The organism is Streptomyces sp. NPDC059816, assembly GCF_042732055.1.
Taxonomy (GTDB): domain Bacteria; phylum Actinomycetota; class Actinomycetes; order Streptomycetales; family Streptomycetaceae; genus Streptomyces.
In genome coordinates this window covers 148,424-169,533 of record NZ_JBHWIQ010000013.1, presented here as the reverse complement: position 1 = coordinate 169,533, position 21,110 = coordinate 148,424, and the positions used below count along the sequence as shown (strand labels likewise).

Below are 21,110 nucleotides of genomic sequence, written 5' to 3'. Positions count from 1 at the left end.
TCACACGTCACCGCAGTTCATTGAGGAATTCGTCGAGCTCGTCTTCGGACAGACCGGCCAGGGGGAAGTCGGACGGTTCGTAGGAGCCCTCCCCCGCTCCGCGGCAGTGCGCAGCGATCTCCTCCAGCACCGCGTCGAACGCGGCGGTCAGGCGGTCCTGTTCGGCCTCGGTCACGGACCCGTCGAGCTGCCAGCGGATGCGCAGGGCTCCGTCCACCACGGCCGTGCTCAGCTGTCCGACCGTCCGGTCGTGCCATCCGGCGAGTCCGGCCACTCCGGCGAAGTCCGCCGCCACCGTGATCGCGCCGTCGACGCGGTCCCAGGTCACCGGTTCCCGCACGGCGAGGGTCGTCCCGCGGACCGGGTGCGGTTCCGGGGCCCGGAGCTGGGCCTTCACCGCGGGCAGGAACTGGCTCGGCGCGATGCCGGCCGCCACCGGCTCCACGGTCCGTAGTTCGGTCACCCGACCCACCAGCCGGCCGGCGGGTTCCTCGCTGCCGGCCAGGTCGGCCCGCAGCGAACGCTCCACCAGCAGCTGCGGCGGTTCGGGCAGCACTCGGCCCAGCGCGGCGGACGCGGCCGCCGCCAGTACCTCGGTCGGGTCCAGGTGGTAGCTGGCCGCCGCGGCGGAGAGCAGGTCCGCGGTGCGCGCGGCAGTCAGCTCGACCGTGTGCTGTCGGGGCAGCGCCGGCGGGGTGCCGGGGGCCTCGGCGAGCCCGGCCGGATGCACCAGGTCCCGGCGCAGGCCACGGTTCCACGCCGGGAGCGAACCCGCGCCCGCGCTCCACACCACCGACTGATCGGCGGCCAGCCGCTGGTACGCCTGGATCAGTTCCCGGCAGAAGAGGATCACGGAGGCGTCGTCGATCAGCCCCTGGGCCACCGTGCAGGCCAGCGCGCTGCCCTGCTCGCCCAGCCGGAACACCGCGAGCTTGACGGTCGGCCCGGCCCCGATGTCGAGTTCCTCGGTCATCTCGCCGAGCATCTGCGGCAGCGCGTCGGCCCGCACCTGCTCGGGCAGGGCACTGAGGTCGATCTCGGGCACCTCGGGCGTCTCGGGGTCCTCGGCCCGTTCGGGCTGCACCGCGAAGGCGCGCCCGTCCTCGGCCCGCACCCGAGTGCGCAGGGCCGGATGGCGGTGGAGCAGCGCGCCCAGCGCCCGCCCGGCCAGCACCGGGTCGAAGGCGTCCGGCACCTCCAGTATCACCGAACCCACCTGGGCGCTCGCCAGTGCCTGGTGCGGGGTGAGCGCCACGGCCGGGCCCGCGCCCTCGATGCCCGTCTCGACGGGGACGGCCCGCGCCAGTTCGAGGAAGGTCGTGCTCTCGAACAGGTCCTGCGGGTTGATGGCGATGCCCTCGGCGTTCGCCCGGCCGACGAACTGGACGCCCATGATGGAGTCGCCGCCCAGTTCGAAGAAGTTGTCCCGCCCCCCGGGCTGGTCCACCCCGAGCAGATCGGCCGCCAGGGTCAGCAGCGTGCTCAGCGCCCCGGCGTGTTCCGCCCCTTCCGCCGTTTCCGCCGTTTCGCCGCTGCCCGCGCGCTGCGGATCGGGCAGGGCCGAGCGGTCGACCTTCCCGTTGCTGCTCAGCGGCATCTCGTCGATGAGCACGAAGTCGGACGGGATCATGTAGGAGGGCAGCGACAGGGCGAGGTGGGCCCGCAACCGGTCGGCGAAGTCCCCTTCGACCTGGTCGTCCGAGGCGGTCGGCACGACGTGCGCGACCAGCCGTTGCTGGGTACGGGGCCCGAGTGCGGACACCACCGCGTTGACGACCTGCGGGTGCTGGGCGAGCCCGTGCTCGATCTCCCCCAGCTCGATCCGGTAGCCGCCGACCTTGACCTGGAAGTCGTCGCGGCCCAGGAACTCGATGGTGCCGTCGGGCAGGTACCGACCGAGGTCGCCGGTGCGGTACAGCCGCTCCCCCGTCTCCGGGTGCACCAGGAACGACTCGGCGGTGCGCTGCTCGTCGTGCCAGTAGCCCTCGGCCAGCCCCGCCCCGGCGATGTAGAGGTGTCCCGGCACCCACACCGGTGCGTGCCGCATGCGGTCGTTGAGGACGTGGAAGCGCTGATTGCGCAGGGGGCGCCCGTAGGGGATGGACGGCCAGTCGGGGGAGACCGCACCGATCGGGTGGGCGATCGACCACACCGCGGCTTCGGTGGCACCGCCGAGGCTGATCACTTCGGTCGAGGGCACCACCGCCCGCAACCGGTCCGGCAGGGACAGCGGGATCCAGTCCCCGCTGAGCAGCGCCAGCCGCAGCGAGGAGACCGGAGTCGGGTCGCCCGCCGCCTCGACGTGCTCCACCAGCATCTGCATCAGGGCGGGTACCGAGTTCCACACGGTGACCCCGTGTTGCTGGCACAGCTCGGCCCAGCGGGCCGGGTTGCGGCGGTCCGCTGCGTCCGGAAGCACGATGGCCCCGCCGGCCGCGAGCATCCCGAACACGTCGAACACCGAGAGGTCGAAGTTGAGCGCGGACAGCCCCAGGACGCGGTCGCCCGGCTGTACGCCGAAGCGTTCCTCGATGTCCACCAGGGTGTTCAGCGCGGCCTGGTGGCTGACCGCCACCCCCTTGGGCGTTCCGGTGGAGCCGGAGGTGTAGATGACGTAGGCGGTGTCCTCGGGTCGGGCCGGACAGATCCACTGCGCCGCGTCCGCCGGAGACCCCTCGGCGTCCTCGGACACCGGCAACACCTGCGGCGCGTTCGGCCAGTGCGCGGCCGTCCCCGGTTCGGACAGCACGCACCCGATGCCGGCCTGTTCGACCAGCCAGCGACGCCGGGCCTGAGGCAGGTCGGGGTCCAGCGGCACATAGGTGCAGCCCGCCGCGGAGGCTCCCAGGGCCGCCACGATCTGGCGCCACCCCTTGGCCAGGCCGATGCCGACCACGCTCCCCGGTCCGAACCCGGCCGCGGTCAGCGTTCCGGCCAACGCCACGGCGCGCTCGGTGAGTTCGGCGAAGTCGAGGACGCGGTCCTCGGTGATCACCGCCGGCTCGGTGGAGCGGGACCGGGCCAGCACCCGGGCGGGCAGCACATCGCTCGGGAGCTCGCCGTCCGTGTCGTTGGCCGCGGCCCTCGGTGCGAGCTGCGAGGGCGGCAGGTCGAGCACCGGGGCCCGGTGCCAGCCGTCGGTCTCGGCCAAGCCCACCACGAAGTCCTGGTAGGCCTGGAACATCTCGGCCATCAGCCCTTCGGGGAACAAGCCGTCGACGGCGTGCCAGGCCAGCTCCAGATTGCCCCCGAACTCCAGCAGGAAGTGGTCGATCGTCACCTGAGGCGTCTGCGAGATGAAGTAGTTCTGCTCGCCGAGCCAGTCCACGGGGGACGGCGCGGGCTTGCCGTCGACATCGCTGCCCAGTGCGCTGGTGAACACGACCGGCATGACGTCGCCGGCGCCCCCGCGCGCCCTGGCCCGTTCGCGCAGGATGCGCACGCCGCTGACGTAGCGGTGCTCGAAGTCGTCCCAGCTCTGCCGTTGCAGCTCGCGGACCAGCTCGGCGAAGTCGCCCGCCGACACCGCGTCCACCTCCAGCAGGTCGAAGGAGGCGAACTCGCCCACCAGGGAATCGACTTCCTCGTGCACCGGCAACCGGTTCACGGCCGTGAAGTTCAGGGTGAACCGCTGGCTCTTGCTCCAGGTGCCGATGGTGACGGCGAACGCGGCGAGCATGGCACTGGACGCGGTGACGCCGAACTCGCCCGCCCTGGCCTTGATCCGGCCCCACACCTCGGCGTCCAGCCGGGCGTGCCTGCGCACGAACGCCAGTCGTTCCCCGGTGCCGGTGGCCTGCACCGTGGGCAGTTCGGGTGCGGAGGGCAGTTCACGGACCCGCTTGCGCCAGTACTCCAGTGCGCGTGCGTAACGCGGGGTCCGTCGCAGTTCCTCCTCCGCGAGCACGTAGTCGCGGAAGGACAGGGTCAGCGGCGAGGGGTCCAGTTCGGGCTCGTGGTAGAACTCCCGCCACTCGGGCAGGAGCTGGTAGAAGAACGAGGACACGTCGGCGACCAGCAGGTCGAAGCTGATGTGCACGCGGACGAGGTGGTCCGGGAGCAGGCTGACCCTGACCTCCCACAGCGGCCAGACGTCGGCGCGACGCACTTCGGTGCCCATCCGGTCGCGGATCGCGGCGAGTTCCCGTTCGGCCTCCGCGGCCTGCGCGCCGCGCAGGTCGAGCACCTCGAACCGGTAGGGCGTGGTGTCCGGCAGGACGCGTTGCCGGCCGTCGGGGAGGACGACCATGCGCAGCATGTCGTGTCGCTGCACCACCCGCTGCCAGGCGGCTTCCAGCCGGGTGACCTCGATGGTGCGGCTGTCGAACTCGAAGTACAGGTGCGGGGCGACACCGCCCATGTCGAAGCTGGACAGTCGACCGATCCACTGCGCCTGCTGCATCTCGGTGAGCGGGAACGGTTCGAAGCGTCGCTCCGGCTGCGGGACCACCGCGGTCAACCGGTCGTCGACCTCGGTCGCGCCGGCCTCGCGCAACTGCTCGGCGAGTCCGCCGATGGTGGGCGTGGCCAGCAGCTTGCTCAACGGCACCGTGACCCCGGCCGTGGCCTGGAGTCGGTTGAGCACCTGGGTGGCCAGCAGCGAGTGGCCCCCGAGTTCGAAGAAGTTGTCCCGGGTCCCGATCGGCGCGATGCCGAACAGTTCCTCCCAGACCCCGGCGATGGTGTGCTCCAGCTCGTCCGCCGGCTCCACGTAACCGGTCACCAGGGTGCTCGGCCGGGCCGCCCGCGTGGGCTGCTCCGCCTCGGGCTCCTCGTGCTCGGCGATCTGCGCGCCGATGTCCGCCGTGGCGGACGTGCTCGTGCCGCGCGGCTCGATCCAGTACCGATCGCGCTGGAACGGGTATCCGGGCAGCTCCACCCGGTTGCGCCGGCCCTCGTGCAGGGCGCGCCAGTCCACGGCGCCGCCGAACAGCCAGATGTCGCCGACGGCGGTGCGCAGCACCTGCCCGTCCTCGGCGGACTCGTCCGGCCTGCGCATCGTGGTGACCGCGGCCGACCGGGGGCGGTCGTCCTGAGCGCCGGCCCGGGCCAGGGTGCTCAGCGTGTTGCCGGGCCCCACCTCCACGAGCACGGCGGGTCGGTCGCCGACCGCGGTGCGCACCGCGTCGGCGAAGAGCACGGGGCGACGCATGTGCGTGCCCCAGTAGCGCGGGTCCGTGGCCAACTCGGTGGTGAGGGGTTCCCCGGTGACGCAGGAGACGAACGGCCGGCCGGGTGGGACGAGCACGGACTCGGCCACGGCGCGGGTGAACGGCTCCACCACGGGGTCCATCATCGCGGAGTGGAAGGCGTGCGAGGTGTGCAGCGGGCGGACGGTGACCTCCCGGGCGGCGAGCCGTTCGCAGAGCCGGGCCACCGCCTCGTGCGGCCCGGAGGCCACGCACAGCGAGGGCGCGTTGACGGCCGCGATGGACACCCCGGGCGGCAGCAGTCGCTCGACGTCCGCAGCGGCGGCGGCGACCGAGACCATGGCTCCCGTCGGCTGGTCCTGCATGAGCTTGCCGCGCAGGGCGACCAAGCGCGTGGCGTCCGCCAGGGACAGCACCCCGGACAGGCAGGCCGCGGTGAACTCACCGATGCTGTGCCCCACCATGACGTCCGGTTCGACGCCCCAGGACAGCAGCAGTTGGGCCAGCGCGTACTCGGTGGCGAACAGGGCCGGCTGGGCGAGCGTGGTGTGGGTCAGTCCGTCCTCGGCGGGGTCGCTCGGGTAGAGCACGGTGCGCAGGTCGATGCCGAGGGGCTCGTCCAGCAGGCGGGCGCATTCGTCCATCGCCTCGGCGAACACCGGCTCGTTCTCGTACAGGCCCCGGCTCATCCCGGGGTACTGGGCGCCCTGCCCGGGGAAGAGGAACACCACCTTCGCCGGGGCGAGGCCCGCGTCCGCGCTGCGCACCCGGCCCGGCTCCGCCCCGGACAGCAGTGCCGCCGCTTCGGCGGTGTCGGCGGCCAGCACCGCCTTGCGGTAGCGCATCGCCCCGCGACCGGTCTGGAGGGTGTGCGCGACGTCGGTCAGCGGGCGTTGCGGCAGTTCGGCGAGGCGCTGCGCGACCGCCCCGCTGAGTGCGTCCAGCGCGGCCGGGGTCTTCGCCGAGAGGACCACCAGCTGCGGTCGGTCCCAGGGCGCGGTGGGGGCCGGTTCCGGCGCTTGTTCCAGCACCACGTGCGCATTGGTGCCGCCGATGCCGAACGAGCTCACCCCGATGCGGCGGGGGAACGGTCCGTTCGGCCACTCGCGCAGTTCCGTGTTGACGAAGAACGGAGTGGACGGGAAGTCGATGCGCGGGTTGGGCTGCTGGAAGTGCAGGCTGGGCACCAGGGTGCGGTGCTGGAGCTGGAGCACGGCCTTGATGAAGCTGGCGATGCCCGCCGCCGACTCCAGGTGGCCGATGTTCGACTTGACCGAGCCGACGGCGCAGAACTGCGTGTCCGCGGTCTGCCTGCCGAACGCCCGGGTGAGTGCCGTGATCTCGATGGGGTCACCGACACGGGTGCCCGTGCCGTGCGCCTCGACCGCGGTGATCGAGCGGGCGGGCACCCCGCTGTCGGCGATCGCTTCGGCGACCACCGCTTCCTGTCCGCGCACGCTCGGCGCGGTGTAACCCACCTTGTCCCCGCCGTCGTTGTTCACCGCGGAGCCCTTGAGCACGGCGAGCACCCGGTCACCGTCGCGCTGGGCTTCGGTCAGCCGCTTGAGCACCACCACGCCGACCCCGTTGCCGAAGACCGTGCCCGCTCCGTCGGCGTCGAAGGGACGGCAGTGCCCGTCCGGCGAGTAGATCAGGCCCTGCTCGTAGCGGTATCCGACGCGGTGCGGCACCCGGACGCAGACGCCACCGGCGAGGGCGAGCTCACAGCTGCCGGAGCGCAGCGCCGCGGCGGCCTGGTGCACCGCCACCAGTGAGGTGGAGCACGCCGTCTGCACGTTCACCGCGGGTCCGGTGAGCCCGAGCTTGTAGGCGGTCCGGCTGGCCAGGTAGTCCTTGTCGTTGTGGATCTGCAACTCGAACATCGTCGAGTCGAGCACGATCCGATCGCCGCCGAGCAGGTTGGACATCAGGTACGCGGGCATGTTCCCGCCGGCGAACACCCCGGCGGTACCGGACCGGGCGGGGTCGATCCCGGCGTGTTCCATCGCGTGCCACGCGCTCTCCAGGAAGAGCCGCTGCTGCGGGTCGAGCAGCGCCGCCTCCCGTGCCGTGAAGCCGAAGAACCTGGCGTCGAAGAGGGCGATCCCTTCGAGCGTCGGCGCGACCGGTACGTAGTCGGGCCCGCTGATGAGGTCCTGGCTGAGCCCCTCGGCCCGTAGCTCATCCTCGGTCAGGAGTTCGATCGACTCCACGCCGGAGCGCAGGTTGTGCCAGTAGGCGTCGAGGTCAGGGGCGCCGGGGAACCGGCCCGCCATCCCGACGACGGCGATGTCGACGACAGCGCCGTCGTATTGAGCACCCGAGACGGGGACTGCGGATGTCACCGGAAGTTCTCCTTTGCAAACGAAGCATCGACCACGGGTCCGTACGCATCAGCTAGGGGTGGGTCGGGTCGGGCAGCATGAGGCGTTCGACGCGGTAGTCGGTTGCGCCGTCCACGCACAGGTCGGCGCAGACCTTGCCCAGCAGCGGCACGAACTTGAACCCCCACCCGCCGGTGGCGATCACCACGTTGTCCCCGCCGTCGAACAGTCCCTTGGCCGTGCCGAGGAAGAACTGCCGTTCGGGGTCGGCGGGCAGTACGGCCAGACAGGTCTCGCGGGCCAGCGGTCGCGCGTCCACCAGGGGCAGGTGCCGGTCGACCCAGCCGCACACCCGGGACACGTGGCGCGGGTCCGGGCTGCCGGTCGCCCGCTCGGGGTCGTCCAGCGGGTTCACCTCGAACACGGGGCCGACCCGGACCACGTCGGTGTCCTGCCACGCGTTGGGCGGGAAGCCGTAGAACAGGTTGGTGTCCTCCTCGGTGGGCTCCTGGAAGACGAACCAGAACGGGTAACGGGCCCGGGGGTCCCGTTGCCGCAGGGTCACCAGCGCCATTTCGAAGACGTTGAGGTCCAGTCGGGCGCCCAGGGGCTCCAGCAGCCGGTTCGCGTAGGGGCCGTTGGCCAACACCACCTTGCCCGCCCGGCACCAGCCGCGGGGGGTGCGCAGCCGCACGCCCTCGCCGTCGGGCGCCAGTTCCTGCACGGACTCGCCCGCCCGCAGCACGACACCCGCCGACTCGCTCAGCCGGAGCAGGCCGTCCACCGTGGCCCGCACGTCGACCGCTCCGCCATCGGGCTGCACGAACCCCTCGAAGTGACGGGGCAGGTCGGCGAACCCGTAACGCCGCTCGATGTCGGCGGCGGTGAGCCACTCGTAGGGGATGGACAGCTTGTCCATGGTCCGGGCGGTCGCCGAGATCTTGCCCTCGTTGGTGGCCACGTCGATGTCGCCGAACCACAGGCTGCCGAAGGCGTGCAGCAGTTGGTGCCCGCTGGCCCGTTCGAGCTCCCGCCACAGGGGCAGGGCTTCCCCGGTCAACTGACACAGGTCCGGCTCGGTGTACTGCAACCGCCAGTGCCGTTCCGCCCCGCTGGTGCCGCACTGTTCGTTGCCGAAGGCGAACTGCTCGAAGACCGCCACGCGTGCGCCGCGGCGAGCGGCGTGCCACGCCGAGGCGAGACCGACCGGGCCTCCGCCGACCACAACGATGTCGTAGTGCTCTACTTCGGACACTGCGGGTTTCCCTCCACCTCGTGCGCCGCTGACGACGTGATCGGTGCGTTTCGGACCTCCTGGCGGAGGACGGTGTCCAACCTGGACACCACTTGGTCGACCTGCCGGTCGGTCATTCCCGGATGGCACGGCAGGTTGACCTGTTGCTCGAACCACATGCGCTCGGCCACCGGGCACTCACCGGCGTCGTGGTCCCTGGCCCGCCATTCGGGGAGCAGGTGCAGGGGGAAGTACCGCAACTGCATCTGCACGCCGTGTGCGTCGAGCCGGGACACCAACCGGTCCCGCAGGATGCCGCTGGCCGGGTCGACGAAGAACGTGTACAGGTGGTAGCCGTGCCGGACCGGCTCGGGACCCTCCTGCGTCCGGACGCCGGGGAACTGTTTGAGCACGTCGGTGTAGGTGGTGGCGATCTCGGTCCTTCGCCTCACCAGTTCGTCCAGTTTGGCCAGTTGCACGATGCCCACCGCCGCGTTCGGCTCCGCCAGCGTGGCGTTCGTGCCGCCGTAGCGGATCGCGGCGCAGCCGTGGGTGAAGGCGAAGCCGGGGTGCATCATCCACGGGTGCGCGCTGGTGCGCTCCCCGATGGCCCGCACCTTCTCGTGGTAGACCGCATCGGCCTCGTTGGACCGGATGCGGTCCACCCGGTCGGCCAGCGTCCGGTCGAACAGCGTGATCATCCCGCCCTCGCCGAGGGTGGTGATGTTCTTGCTGGAGTGGAAGCTGAAGCAGCCGATGTCGGCCAACGTGCCGGGTTTGCGGCCCCGGTACTCGGAGCCGAGCGCGTGCGCGCAGTCCTCGATGACCGTGATGCCGTGCCGGCGCGCGATCGCCATGATGGGGTCCATCTCGCACGGCAACCCGCCGTAGTGCACCAGGATCAGTGCCTTGGTGCGACTGGTGATCAACGATTCGAACTGCTCGGGTCCGATGTTCAGCGAGACCGGGTCCACATCACAGAAGCGCACCTTCACCGGGTAGTTCAACAGCGGCTGCGCGCTGGCCTTGTAGGTCTGCGGGGTGACGATGACCTCGTCCCCGACGGCCAGGTCGAGCAGGCGTATCGCGATCTCCAGCGCGACGGTCCCGCTCGTCACCGAAAGCGCGTACGGCACTGAGAGGTATTCACGGAAACACCGCTCGAACTCCTCCCGACATCGCCCCCCCGACAGGTTCTCACCAGAGTTGACCAACTGGGCTAGCACTCCGATTTCCTGCTCTCCGAGCACGGACCCGAGTTGCGGGTAAGGAATTGCGTACGACTGCTCCACCGCCCACCTCCAAGACCCCCAACTGCCTGAACACCGTGCCACCCGAGGGATCGGGTATCGGTGCGTCCATCCGAGACGGCACCGCCCTGAGAACCAGGAAGAATCTTTCACGGCTACCACCGCACGCCGCAGGCTTGCGATATTTGTCCGGCATAACCCAAGAATCTCAAATCCCGCCACCATCGGGAATACACCGGTTGATCTAATGCCGTTCTACGACCTCGCCACATCACACCTGAGCTGGGGGTGGGTGAAGATCAGGATTTACCGAGTTCGATGGAACAGGTGTGCAGGTGGGCTCGTTGACCTGCCGGTTTCGCCTGGTGTCCGAACCAACCCGGACCGCCTACGACCGACGTACTAGGCCATTGTCACGTCAGCAGGTGTCGATTAGCCTCGGCCTGCGCCGCCGCAACGCCGTTCCGCAAGAATGTCGAAAAGTCGCCACCCCGGATCTTCACCGTCTGACAACAAGGGGACGTCACCGTGTCCGTGGACATACTGAAAAATCTGTTGCTGGATATCGGGATCGCGGGGGAAAAGCTGGACGAGATTCAACCGTATACCCGAATCCGAGCCGATCTCGGCCTCAGCTCGATCGAAACCACCGACTTGGAGATCCAGTTGCGCGAACGATTCGACGTCACGATCAACCTGTGGGACCAGGTCGACTACACGATCGAACAGCTGGCGGGCGGCATCCGGGAGACGCCCCGATGAGCCCGCTCGACGTCCGCCCGCTGGATCCGGACGTACCCACGATCGACCGACGACGGGCCGAGGACTACCTAAGCGCCGGACTGTGGCGCGAGGAGCGGATCGCCGACCTGCTGCGGGCCGCACGTCTGCGCTCCCCCGATCGCCGTGCTGTGGTCAGCGGGACGACGACGCTGTCGCACGGCGAACTGCACCGGGCGGTCACCGTGGCCGGACGACGTCTGGAGGGGCTCGGCGTACGCGCCGGCGACCGGGTGGTGGTGCAACTCCCCAACTGCACGGAGTTCCTGGTCCTGGCCCTGGCACTGATCGACATCGGGGCTCCCCCGGTCCTGGTGCTGCCCGGGTTCGGCGAGTACGAACTGAGTCATGTGGTGCGCACCGCCCGACCGGTCGCCCTCGCCGTGCGCACGGGCAACAGGTCGGCGCTCACCACGGAGTCGACCCGACGTCTGCGGAAGGAGCACGCGTCCCTGCGGCACGTCCTCGCCCTCGGTGCCGGCACGGCCGGGGACGTCGACCTCGCCGCGTTGTGCGACCCGGGTGCACCCTGGGACGAGCAGGTCGCGCAGGCCGTCACCGCGCCGCGCCGGAGCGACGGTTGCGCTGTGGATGCCGCCGTGTTCCTGCTGTCCGGCGGCACCACCGGACCGCCGAAGGTGATTCCCCGGGGCAATGCGGGTTACGCCTACATGATCAGGGCGGCGACGGAGATCGCCGGGGTCACCGAGGATTCCGTCTGTCTCGCCGTGATGCCCGCCGCACATGGCTTCGTGCTGAACTGCCCCGGAGTGCTGGGCACCCTGGCCGCGGGCGGCACGGTGGTACTGGGCGACCCCACCGATCCCCGGCAGGCGTTCGACCTGATCGAACGGGAACGCGTGACGCACTGCGCTCTCGTGCCGACCGTGGCGATGCAGTGGCTGACCGCCGCGGCCGGGACGAGCGCCGACCTCAGCAGCCTGCGGGTGATCCAGGTCGGCGGCGCCCGCCCCGTTCCGGAACTGGCGGGCCGGATCCGCTCCGTGCTGGGCGCCACGCTCCAACAGTGTTACGGCATGAGCGAGGGCCTGCTCTGCTACACGCGACTCACCGACGACGAGGCGGTCATCGTCCAGACCCAGGGACGCCCCACCTCCCCGATGGACGAGGTGCTGATCGTGGACGAACAAGGCCGTCAGGTCCCGAACGGCACCACCGGGGAACTCCTCACCAGGGGGCCGTACACCGTCGCGGGCTACTACCGGGACCCGGCCGCCACGGCGAAGGCGTTCACCCCGGACGGCTTCTACCGCACGGGCGATCTGGCGACCAGGACACCCGAGGGCGACCTCGTCGTCAACGGCCGGGTGCGCGACATCATCAACCGCGGCGGCGAGAAGATCCCGGCGGAGGACCTGGAGCTGTTGGTCGCGCGACACCCCGCCGTACGGGCTTCCGCTGCCGTCGGCGCACCCCACGAGCTGTACGGAGAGGTCGTCCACCTGTACGTCGTGCCGGAAACGGGACAGGAACCGACCCTGTTGGAGCTGCGCCGGTTCCTGCGCGAACTCGGGTTGGCCTTCTTCAAGCTGCCCGAGCAGATGGAGGTCGTGGCGCAGTTGCCCACCACGGCCATCGGCAAGATCGACAAGAAGGCACTGCGCGCACGCATCGCGCGACGCCGGGCTGCGGAGGCATAGGGCGTGAGGCATCGCATCGACGCGGACCTGATCATCCCCGGGTCGGGAGCCCCCACCGTCAACGGAACCGTGGTGCACGCCGACGGCCGCATCCGGTTCGCGGGACCGACGGCCGAGCTCAGCGAGGACGACCGGTCCTTGGAGCCGACGCGGGTCACCGCCCTGCTGCCGGGCCTCTGGGACTGCCATGTGCACTTCGCCGGCATCCGCGGTCGGGTGAACACCGAGGAACTGATGCTCACGCCCGAGGCGTTGGCGGTCGCCCGCAGCGTCAAGGACGCCGAGGCGGCGCTGCGCGCGGGGTTCACCAGCCTGCGGGACATGGGCGGCCACGGCTGCGTGCTGGCTCAGGCCGTCCGGGAAGGCACCCTGGTCGGCCCGAACATCTACAGTGCGAACCAGGTCATCGGGCAGACGGGTGGGCACAGCGATGCACACCGCCTGCCCTACCGCTGGGTGACCGACCCCTGCCGCAGTGGCGGTACGCTCCGCATCGCCGACGGTGTGGACGAGTGCGTCAAAGCGGTGCGCCTCCAGCTCAGGGCGGGGGCCGAGGTGATCAAGATCTGTACCTCGGGCGGTGTGCTGAGCGAGGTGGACAACCCGCACCACCAGCAGTACCGCAGCGAGGAGTTGCACGCGATCGTCACCGAGGCCGCACGGGCGGACCGGGTCGTCGCGGCGCACTGCCACGGACGGGCCGGGATCCTGGCCGCGATCGAGGCCGGGTGCCACACCATCGAGCACGGCACCGAACTCGACGAGGAGTGTGCCGCTCTGTTGGCCGAGCGGGGCATGATGCTGGTGCCCACGCGCACCATCTACGAGGCGCTTCGGCACAACGTCGCTGCTCTGCCGCCCAGTTGGCGGGACCGTTTCGAGCTCATGGCCGAGCGGCACCTGAGGGCGATCCAGATCGCGCACCGGGCCGGGGTCTCCCTCGCACTGGGTACGGATCTGGGCACGAGCGACCGGAACGGGCCGCTCTCCTGGGGCAAGCACGCCAGCGAGTTCGCCCATCTGATCGCTGCGGGACTGAGCCCGCTGGAGGCGATCGAAGCGGCCACGGCCCACGGCCCCGACACGCTCGGGCCCCGGGCCCCGCGGTCCGGTCGGCTGGCTGCCGGCTACGACGCCGACCTCCTGGCGGTGGACACGGACCCCCTGACCGACGTCACGTTGCTGGCCGACCAGGACCGCATCACCCATGTGTGGAAGTCCGGGGAACTCGTGCACCAGCGCATGGCCGACGACGCCGTCGACCGGCCCGCCTGAGCGAGGGGTCGTCCGCATCACTGCGCCAGGTGGCCCTGCGGGCACGGAACCCGGGCAGCCCGGTCCGCAACCACTTCAAGGAACCGTCCGCGACCGCGCGGACGGTTCCTTCGGTTCGGCGCCGGCCCGGCCTTCCCGAAGGGCCGGTCCGCCGCTCCTCAGCTGCTGCGATCCCAATCGGCGATGAACTGCGACATCGACAGCACGCCCGAGTTCACCTGGGCGAAGGCGTCCATCGCCTGCTGGTTTCCCTCGATGTTCTCCAAGAGTTTCTGCAACTCCGGGGGAAGGGGTTCCAGGGTGGAGACCTGCATCGTGAAATCGTAGACGGGTTGCGCATGCTGATCACGGGCCGACTGGTAGTCGGCCATCGCCACGTCGAACGGCTGGCGCCCGGACAGCGCGTCGTCCAAGCCGCCGGCGCAGAGCTCAGCGGAAATGAACGCATCGCTGATTCCCTGGGCGGTGAAGAAGTCCTTGCAGTAGCCGGCGTCACCGACCAGCGCCCAGCCGGGCCCGTAGGGCTTGCGGAAGTAGTTCGGGAGGGCGGCACCGACCACCCGCGCCTCACGCTTGGCCCCGCGAATGCGCTCGGCCCATGCCGGCGCCAACGCGAAGTTCTTGAGGTAGTTGCCTTCGAGGTCCTTCTTCACCTCGTTGAACTCCGCGAACGGCCAGCAGCCGCCGACCAGGGTCAGACCGTCGTGCGTCGGCCATGCCCCGAACCCGCGGTAGGGGCGGGAGTGCGCCCTGAAGACGCCGTCCATGTCCAGCCCGCTGTAGTAGCTGTAGTAGCCGCACATCAGTTTGGGGTTCTCGTTGTACTGCGGTGCGGCCACCGCCCGCGCGACCAGCGAGTGCAGTCCGTCCGCACCCACCACCACCCGCGCCCGCTCGGTCACCACCGGACCGTCCTGCTCACGCCCGCGCACCCCCACCACCCGGCCGTCGTCGTCGAAGACGACCTCGGAGACCGTGAAGCCCTCCCGGACCTCCACGCCCGCCTGGACCGCCGCGTCCACCAACAGCTTGTCCAGCACGATCCGACGCGGCCCGTACGCCACCGGTTCGGCCGCGGTGCCGGGACCGCCCGTGAGCACGACGGAACCGAAGTCCAAGGCGTACGTGTGGATGGGAGGACACCCCGTCGACACGAGTCTGTCGAGCAGACCCCACCTGCGCAGCGCCGCGACGCCCGGTGGGTGCACCAGATGCGTCGACAGCGTGTCGCTGGGGAAGGTCGCCCGGTCCACGACCAGGACCCGGTACCCCTTCCTCGCCAACAACATCGCGGTCGGTGACCCCGCGCACCGTGCTCCCACGACGATCACGTCGTAACCGGTTCCGCTCATCCTTCGCTCCTGCCCGCTGTCCTGTGGTGGTTCTTCGGATGGCTGCTGCTCGACCCGGCGCCGATCTCGGGGCCTCCCGCGGACGCGGACCCGGGCCGACCGCGGCGAACCGAGCACCCGTGTCGGTCGGGAGGCGTCGTTCCACCGCGGTCGAGGCGGACGTGGGGGCGGTGGTCGCGCAGTTGCTCGCCGCGCTCACCGTCCGCACGGTGAAGTCGAGCCGAGAAGCGCCGGGACATCCGATGGCGACATTCCGCTGGCCGCGCTCATTTCCTACCGCAGCCCGATCGGTGGTGAGCATGCGAACGCCGGGTCCCCATCGCTCCTGCTTTTCCCTCTCAGAGAAGAGGCAGCACACAGCAGACTACGCACACGCCCGCGACTACGGCAATGAGACTAAATCCACGGTTGTAAAACCAGGCGTTCCATCGGATGACGACCTGGGGCTAGCGGCAGAAGTATCCAGCCTTGTACCTTCGGAAGGGACTGCGGAGGCAGCACAGAGATTCCCCTGTCTGGCCGCCCGAGTTTGAAACACATTCACTATCCGCGTCTACTCAGCCGACCATTGAAAGAGAATGCCGAGGAGCAAGGCAATGACCTCACGTGCCGCATCCGCACTCGACAATTCGTGGGATAGCCCGCCGGAGGCGCAGGACCTCATTCAGGAAGCAATGGCCTGGCATTTCGACCCGAAGACCGGATCCCCGTTCTGGCAGGAGTTGGGGAAGAAACTGGCCTTCGACCCGCGCAAGGACGTGCGGACCGTGGAAGACCTTTCCCTGTTTCCCAACGTCGTCGACGAGCTGCGCAACGTCCGGATGGAAGACCTGGTGCCCAGGGGGTACGGCAGCATCGACACGCTGCCCACTCCTCCGGTGGTGGGCGAGAGCGGCGGAACGACCGGCTCGCCGAAGCGGGTGTTCGTCCTGCCCGACGTCCGCGAGCAGTCCTGGGCCTGGTACCACCACCGTCTGGTCGAGCACGGGATCGCCACGGGGGACAACTGGCTCGGCGTCATGCCGGCCGGACCGCACATGGCCGGCATCCTCGCCCAGGACACCGCCCTGCGGTTCCGGAGCATCTTCTTCACGCTCGACCTGGACCCCCGGTGGGCGAAACTCGTCACCGCCCGGGGCGCCGTCGGCGAGCTCAAGGAGTACGTCAATCACCTGGTCAACCAGATCGAATGGATCCTCCAGAGCCAGGACATCCGCGTGATGGTCATCACGCCGCCGCTCATCGAGGCGGTCTGCCAACGCGAACACCTGGTGGACCTGATCAACGCGAAGGTCAACACGATCATCTACGGCGGCACGTCGATGGACGAAGACACCCGTCACCTGTTGCGGACCGAGGTCTTCCCGCAGGTCAACTTCGTCAGCATCTTCGGCAGCACGATGATCTTCTGCGCGATGCCGGAACGGCCCGGGGCACCGGCCGGCGAGTCCCCGATCTTCGACCCGCCGTCCCCGTTCTCCATGTTCTCGGTGGTCGATCCCGCCACCGGGCAGAACGTGGCCTACGGGGAACGCGGTCAAGTGGTCACGCACCACATCACGCGGAACCTGTTCCTGCCCAACAACCTGGACCGGGACACCGGCATCCGCCATCCGCACCGACTCGGCTACCCGGGCGACGCGGTGTCCGAGATCAAGCCGGTCCAGGAGTTCGGCGATGCCACCGTGATCGAAGGGGTCTACTGACGTGCGGAGCCCGTCCACCGCACCGGCACAACTCCACGCCCTCGGCATCGGAGGGCCGTACCAGAGCCGCAACCGCGAAGTCGTCCGCGCCGTCACCTCCGAACCGGTGGCCGAACTGAGCCTCGTGCCGTGGCTGTTCGCCCAGCGGAACATCCGGGCCCTGCGCCGGGCCACCCCGCCGGATCCGGCACGCCGCAAGAAGCTCCTGACCAGGGCGGGTTGGCTCTTCGCCAGCGGCTCGGTCGACGGCGTCTCCCCCGATGCGTACCACCGGACCGTGGCCGAGGTGTCCGGCATCCCGATCTCCGTCGTACGGCACCTGTCGCAGGAGGTCGGCGACTACGCGGCGACCGCGTGCGAGAGCGTGCGCCAGGCCCGCCCGATCGGGGCGACGGACAGTTGGCGCGACGAGCGCACCAAGCTCGGTTCCGGGGTGTGGACCCGCCGCGGTGAGGTCCTGATGGTCCACGCGCCGGCCAACTCCCCTGCCGTGCACACCGCATGGCTGGACGCGCTGGCCCTCGGCTACCGGGTGGCGATCCGGCCGTCCGGGCGGGAGCCCTTCACCGCCCACCGGCTGGTCGCCGCACTGCGCCAGGTGGGCTACGACAACGATCAGGTCGTCCTGCTGCCCACGGACCACCAGACGGCCGACCGGCTCGTCGCCGAAGCGGACGTCGCCATCGCGTTCGGCGCCGACGAGGTGGCCCGGAAGTACGCGGCCAGCACCCTCGTCATGCCGTTCGGGCCCGGCAGGTCGAAGATCCTGCTCACGTCCGGGGTGGATGTCGTACGGCACCTGGACACCATCACGGAGTCCATCGCCGGTCACGCCGGCACCGGTTGCGTGAACGCCACTGCGGTGTTCGTGGAGGGCGATCCCGCACCGGTCGCCCAGGCGATCGCCACCCGGTTGGGCGGGCTCCCCTCGCTGCCGCCGGGTGACGAGCGCGCCAGGCTGCCGGTCCGCCAGGCCGCCGTCGCACGCACCGTGGACGAGTACCTGTGGGCCAAGACGGGGAACGCACGTCCGTTGTTGGGTGCGGACTCCGTCGTCCACGAACTCGGTGACGGCTCGGCGGTGTTGCGCCCGGCTGTGTTCCTGCTCGACCGCCAGGACGCCCCGCAGGCCCGGATCGAGATGGGGTTCCCCTGCGTATGGGTCCTGCCGTGGCGACGCGAGGGCGACTGGATGGCACCGTTGCGCGACACCCTGTCGCTCACGGTCTTCACCGATGACGGCGGGCTCATCGACTCACTGGTCGCCGAGCCGACCATCAACAAGATCCATGTCGGCGACCACCCGACCACCTGGACGCGCCCCGGCCTTCCCCACGAGGGATACCTCGGCGGATTCCTCATGCAGACCAAAGCGGTCGTCGTCGGCTGACCACGCCCGGCGACAACACGCGGGTCCGACCGACGAACCGCCGGTCGGACCCGTGAACCGCGCCGATTCCCCCACTACTCGGGCACGCTGGCCTCGATCATGTGCAGGGACGAGTCCACCGGGCGCACCCCGTGCACGATCAGGCCGGCCCGCTCCGCGATCGTCAGCAACCCGGCTCGGGTGTGCTTCCTGCCACCGATGACGAGCAGCATCCGCAGGTCCATCGCGGAGGCGAGCTGCTGCCCGGGGCCGTCGGCGTCGACGAAGTTGTCCACGATGACCATCCGGGCCCCCGGCCGCGCCGCCTCGACCGCATTGCGCAGGATCAGGACCGACCGGTCCTCGTCCACCCCCAGGATGTTCTTGAACAGGTAGAGGTCCGCCTGCACGGGAATCTCCCGGAGGCAGTCGCCGGGTACCAACTGCACGCGGTGGGCCAGCGCACCGCCGGGGTGCACCCGGGCGTCGGCGTTCGCCACCACGTCGGGGAGATCGAGGAGGAAGCCCTGGAGTCCCGGGTGCCGTTCCAACACCGTGGCGAGGACGAGTCCCTGCCCCCCGCCGACATCGGCGATCGTGTCGACACCGGACAGGGGGAGCAGGTCGGCGAGGACGGCTGCGGACAACCTGGTCTGCTGGGTCATGGCACGGTCGAAGGTCTTCGCCGACTCCGGCCACTGGGTGTGCAAGTGCTCGTAGAACTTCCGGCCGTGCTCCTGGGTGAACACTTCGTTCCCGGTCCGGACCGACTCGTCGAGACGGCCCCAGAGCGACCAGAGCCACGGCTCGGTGCACCACAGCACGAGGTGCTTGAGGCTGTGCGGGGAGTCCTCGCGCAGGGCCCGTGACTTCTCCGTGTGGACGAACGCCCCTTCGCTGTCCTCCGCGAACACCTTGTAGGACGTCAGCGCTCGCAGCAGCCGTTGCAGGGCTGTCGGATCCGCGCCGACCGCGGTCGCGAGTTCATCGACCGTCGCGGGCTCGTCGCCGAGGGCCTCGGGCAAGCCCAAGGTGACGGCCGCGCGCACAGAAGCCGCACATGCAGCGCTGAGCGCGTGCTCCAGCAAGCCCGACGCCAGGGACTCGGCCGACTTCGCACTGCTCATGACGGACACCTCTCTCTGCCAATCCAACCATCGGTGATCATTGCCGGTTCAGCGCTGCGCCCGCCGATTCGTTCGACGGGCGCCCCTGTTCGTCGTCAGGGCGTGAGGCGGCGTGCGTCCTGGTTCCGGAGGATCGTGCAGACGTCCCGTAGCGCGGACTCCGTCCGTGCGATGTCCTCGTCCGTCAAGAAGAGGGACGGTTCGAATCGGACGGAGTTCCCTGCGGGCCCGATCGGCAGGACGCGTATCCGGTGCTCGCGCAGGATGTACGCCGCGATCAGGTATCCGAGCATCCCTGATCGGGCCTTTTCCTGCATGAGCTCCGAGGACACGTTCGAGTGGTCCCGGAACTCCAGGGCGAGCATGAGGCCGATGCCCTCCACGGTGTCCACGACATCCGGGAAGTCGGACTTGAGCGAGTTGAGCATGTCCTTCAACCGGTTGCCGCGCTCGGCAGCCACCTCGTACGCCCGGCCGCCATCGGCCTCCAGCATCTCCAGCACCTTCAGGGCGATGGCCCCGGAGAATCCGTCCTTCGCAAAAGTGGAGCTGTGCATCACCTCGAACTCCGGGCGGAAGCGGTCCTGCCGGAAGAGCGCCACGGAGTTCTTGGCGACTCCGCCGCCGATGCTCTTGGCCAGTGCGTAGTAGTCGCCCTGCAACCCCATGTGGGAACTGGCCAGGAAGGCGCCCGTGCGCCCCATGCCGCTGTGGATCTCATCGACGACCAGGGGACATCCGACCGCGTCGCACAGTGCTCTGATCTCGCGGGCAGCCGCTTGCGTTACCGGTCGCATGCCGTTCGCCCCCTGAACCGGCTCGACGAAGAAGGCTCCGATGACGGGGAAGTCCCGCTCCACCACCTGCACCACGCCGTCGCTCACCACGACGTCCAACAGGCTCTCGCGGAGATCCTCCACCGCCTTCGCCATGGTGTCCGGCTGATCGGCCCGGAGGAAGCGGGTCGTGGAGGCCAGCGAGGTGAACGGCGTACGCCAACTCGGGTTCTGGGTCAGCTGCACACTGGCGACCAGCTTGCCGTGGAAGGCGTTCTCCAGCGCCAGGTGTACGGGCTTCTCCGTCACCAGCTGCGCATTCCGGCGCTCGATCTCGGCGATCAGGGATTCGAGTGCGTCGCTGCCGTCAGGAAGGTCACCGACCGGCACGTACGGGTTCTCGGCTACCGTGGCCCGTCCTGCTCGCACTTGCGCTCGCGCTTCCTCGATGTGCGCGCCGACGTCATCGGTGAGCTTCGCCACCCGGGCCTGGCGCTCCAGTTCCGCATGCTTCAGGCAGATCTCGATGGCCTCGGCTCCGCTGTTGGCGAAGATCGCCGAGTAGTGATGGTCTTGGTTGGTTTCGCGGCGCAGGATGCCGTTGAGCACCGCCGCTATGTCGTTGGCATGGGGCTGCCGGGACAACTGGACGAACACCGGGACCTGCCGGTCCAGAACGGACTTCGCATGCTCTCTGATGTCCCGGTTGTTATGGCCGAAGATCAAGGACCCGAAGCCACACACATGGTCGAGAACGGCAACTTCCTGACCGTCTTCGTCCACGAAATACAGCGTGTTCCCTTCTGCTCGCGTGTACGCGATGTCCAGCCCCACGCTGCGCAGCCAACCGTTCAACAGGCGGTCTGCGAAGATGTGCTCGTCGGTCGGGTCTCCCATGCCGTGCCCCTATTCCTTGAGGAATCCTGCTCCAGGTGCGCACTCACTCATTCATTTCACGTGATTCTCGACGCTACAGGCGGGCATCCGCACCGGCAACGGGTTTAGATCTCCAGGTTTAGCCGGGCTCGAACTTTCGTTTATGTTCCTCATTGTCAACCCCATTGCCAGGGTAGGGTGATCTGACGACTAAACAAGTCCACACCGGC

The 21,110-nt window shown here is 69.5% G+C and carries 11 protein-coding genes; 5 read left to right on the top strand and 6 right to left on the bottom strand.

Translation table 11 applies throughout. The annotated features are described in order from the left end of the window. Positions 1-7: 7 nt before the first annotated feature. The 3 genes from ACFV88_RS18945 to ACFV88_RS18935 are packed head-to-tail and all read right to left on the bottom strand — an operon-like array spanning position 8 to position 9,958. Positions 8-7,495: an amino acid adenylation domain-containing protein gene (locus ACFV88_RS18945; RefSeq protein ID WP_385492616.1), complete on the bottom strand. Its 7,488-nt coding sequence runs from the start codon at positions 7,493-7,495 to the stop codon at positions 8-10. Positions 7,496-7,547: 52 nt separating this feature from the next. Beyond that, positions 7,548-8,729, bottom strand: coding sequence for an NAD(P)/FAD-dependent oxidoreductase (locus tag ACFV88_RS18940; protein WP_385492614.1), 1,182 nt, complete (start codon positions 8,727-8,729; stop codon positions 7,548-7,550). Beyond that, positions 8,717-9,958, bottom strand: a complete 1,242-nt coding sequence (locus ACFV88_RS18935; RefSeq protein ID WP_385492613.1) for a DegT/DnrJ/EryC1/StrS family aminotransferase — start codon at positions 9,956-9,958, stop codon at positions 8,717-8,719. The genes ACFV88_RS18940 and ACFV88_RS18935 overlap by 13 nt, the downstream gene beginning before the upstream one ends. Positions 9,959-10,486: 528 nt before the next feature. Here ACFV88_RS18935 and ACFV88_RS18930 point away from each other — a divergent pair. The 3 genes from ACFV88_RS18930 to ACFV88_RS18920 are packed head-to-tail and all read left to right on the top strand — an operon-like array spanning position 10,487 to position 13,674. After that, positions 10,487-10,720 (top strand): acyl carrier protein, encoded by a 234-nt coding sequence (locus ACFV88_RS18930; protein ID WP_385492612.1) that lies wholly within the window; start codon positions 10,487-10,489, stop codon positions 10,718-10,720. Beyond that, positions 10,717-12,399 carry a (2,3-dihydroxybenzoyl)adenylate synthase gene (locus tag ACFV88_RS18925; protein WP_385492610.1) on the top strand — a complete coding sequence of 561 codons (1,683 nt, stop codon included), beginning with the start codon at positions 10,717-10,719 and terminating at the stop codon, positions 12,397-12,399. The genes ACFV88_RS18930 and ACFV88_RS18925 overlap by 4 nt, the downstream gene beginning before the upstream one ends. 3 nt (positions 12,400-12,402) lie before the next feature. Then, positions 12,403-13,674 carry an amidohydrolase family protein gene (locus ACFV88_RS18920; protein WP_385492609.1) on the top strand — a complete coding sequence of 424 codons (1,272 nt, stop codon included), beginning with the start codon at positions 12,403-12,405 and terminating at the stop codon, positions 13,672-13,674. Between the two features lie 158 nt (positions 13,675-13,832). Here the strand turns inward: ACFV88_RS18920 and ACFV88_RS18915 are convergent, their stop codons facing one another. Beyond that, positions 13,833-15,026 (bottom strand): NAD(P)/FAD-dependent oxidoreductase, encoded by a 1,194-nt coding sequence (locus ACFV88_RS18915; RefSeq protein WP_385492607.1) that lies wholly within the window; start codon positions 15,024-15,026, stop codon positions 13,833-13,835. Between the two features lie 674 nt (positions 15,027-15,700). Here ACFV88_RS18915 and ACFV88_RS18910 point away from each other — a divergent pair. Further along, positions 15,701-16,732, top strand: a complete 1,032-nt coding sequence (locus tag ACFV88_RS18910) for a phenazine antibiotic biosynthesis protein (RefSeq protein ID WP_385492604.1) — start codon at positions 15,701-15,703, stop codon at positions 16,730-16,732. Between the two features lies 1 nt (position 16,733). Further along, positions 16,734-18,122: an aldehyde dehydrogenase family protein gene (locus tag ACFV88_RS18905; protein ID WP_385492602.1), complete on the top strand. Its 1,389-nt coding sequence runs from the start codon at positions 16,734-16,736 to the stop codon at positions 18,120-18,122. 74 nt (positions 18,123-18,196) lie between these two features. Here the strand turns inward: ACFV88_RS18905 and ACFV88_RS18900 are convergent, their stop codons facing one another. Together ACFV88_RS18900 and ACFV88_RS18895 are read right to left on the bottom strand one after the other, a co-directional pair. Then, complete coding sequence (locus ACFV88_RS18900) at positions 18,197-19,228, bottom strand: methyltransferase (RefSeq protein WP_385492600.1); 1,032 nt, start codon at positions 19,226-19,228, stop codon at positions 18,197-18,199. A 95-nt stretch (positions 19,229-19,323) separates the two neighbouring features. Continuing rightward, positions 19,324-20,901, bottom strand: coding sequence for an aspartate aminotransferase family protein (locus ACFV88_RS18895; RefSeq protein ID WP_385492599.1), 1,578 nt, complete (start codon positions 20,899-20,901; stop codon positions 19,324-19,326). Positions 20,902-21,110 lie beyond the last annotated feature (209 nt).

What these genes read in the sequence shown, in the direction of transcription:
- ACFV88_RS18925 (WP_385492610.1), top strand. Translation starts at nt 10,717, where the DNA reads ATGAGCCCGCTCGACGTCCGCCCGCTGGATCCGGACGTACCCACGATC.
- ACFV88_RS18915 (WP_385492607.1), bottom strand. Translation starts at nt 15,026, where the DNA reads ATGAGCGGAACCGGTTACGACGTGATCGTCGTGGGAGCACGGTGCGCG.
- ACFV88_RS18910 (WP_385492604.1), top strand. Translation starts at nt 15,701, where the DNA reads ATGGCCTGGCATTTCGACCCGAAGACCGGATCCCCGTTCTGGCAGGAG.
- ACFV88_RS18900 (WP_385492600.1), bottom strand. Translation starts at nt 19,228, where the DNA reads ATGAGCAGTGCGAAGTCGGCCGAGTCCCTGGCGTCGGGCTTGCTGGAG.
- ACFV88_RS18895 (WP_385492599.1), bottom strand. Translation starts at nt 20,901, where the DNA reads ATGGGAGACCCGACCGACGAGCACATCTTCGCAGACCGCCTGTTGAAC.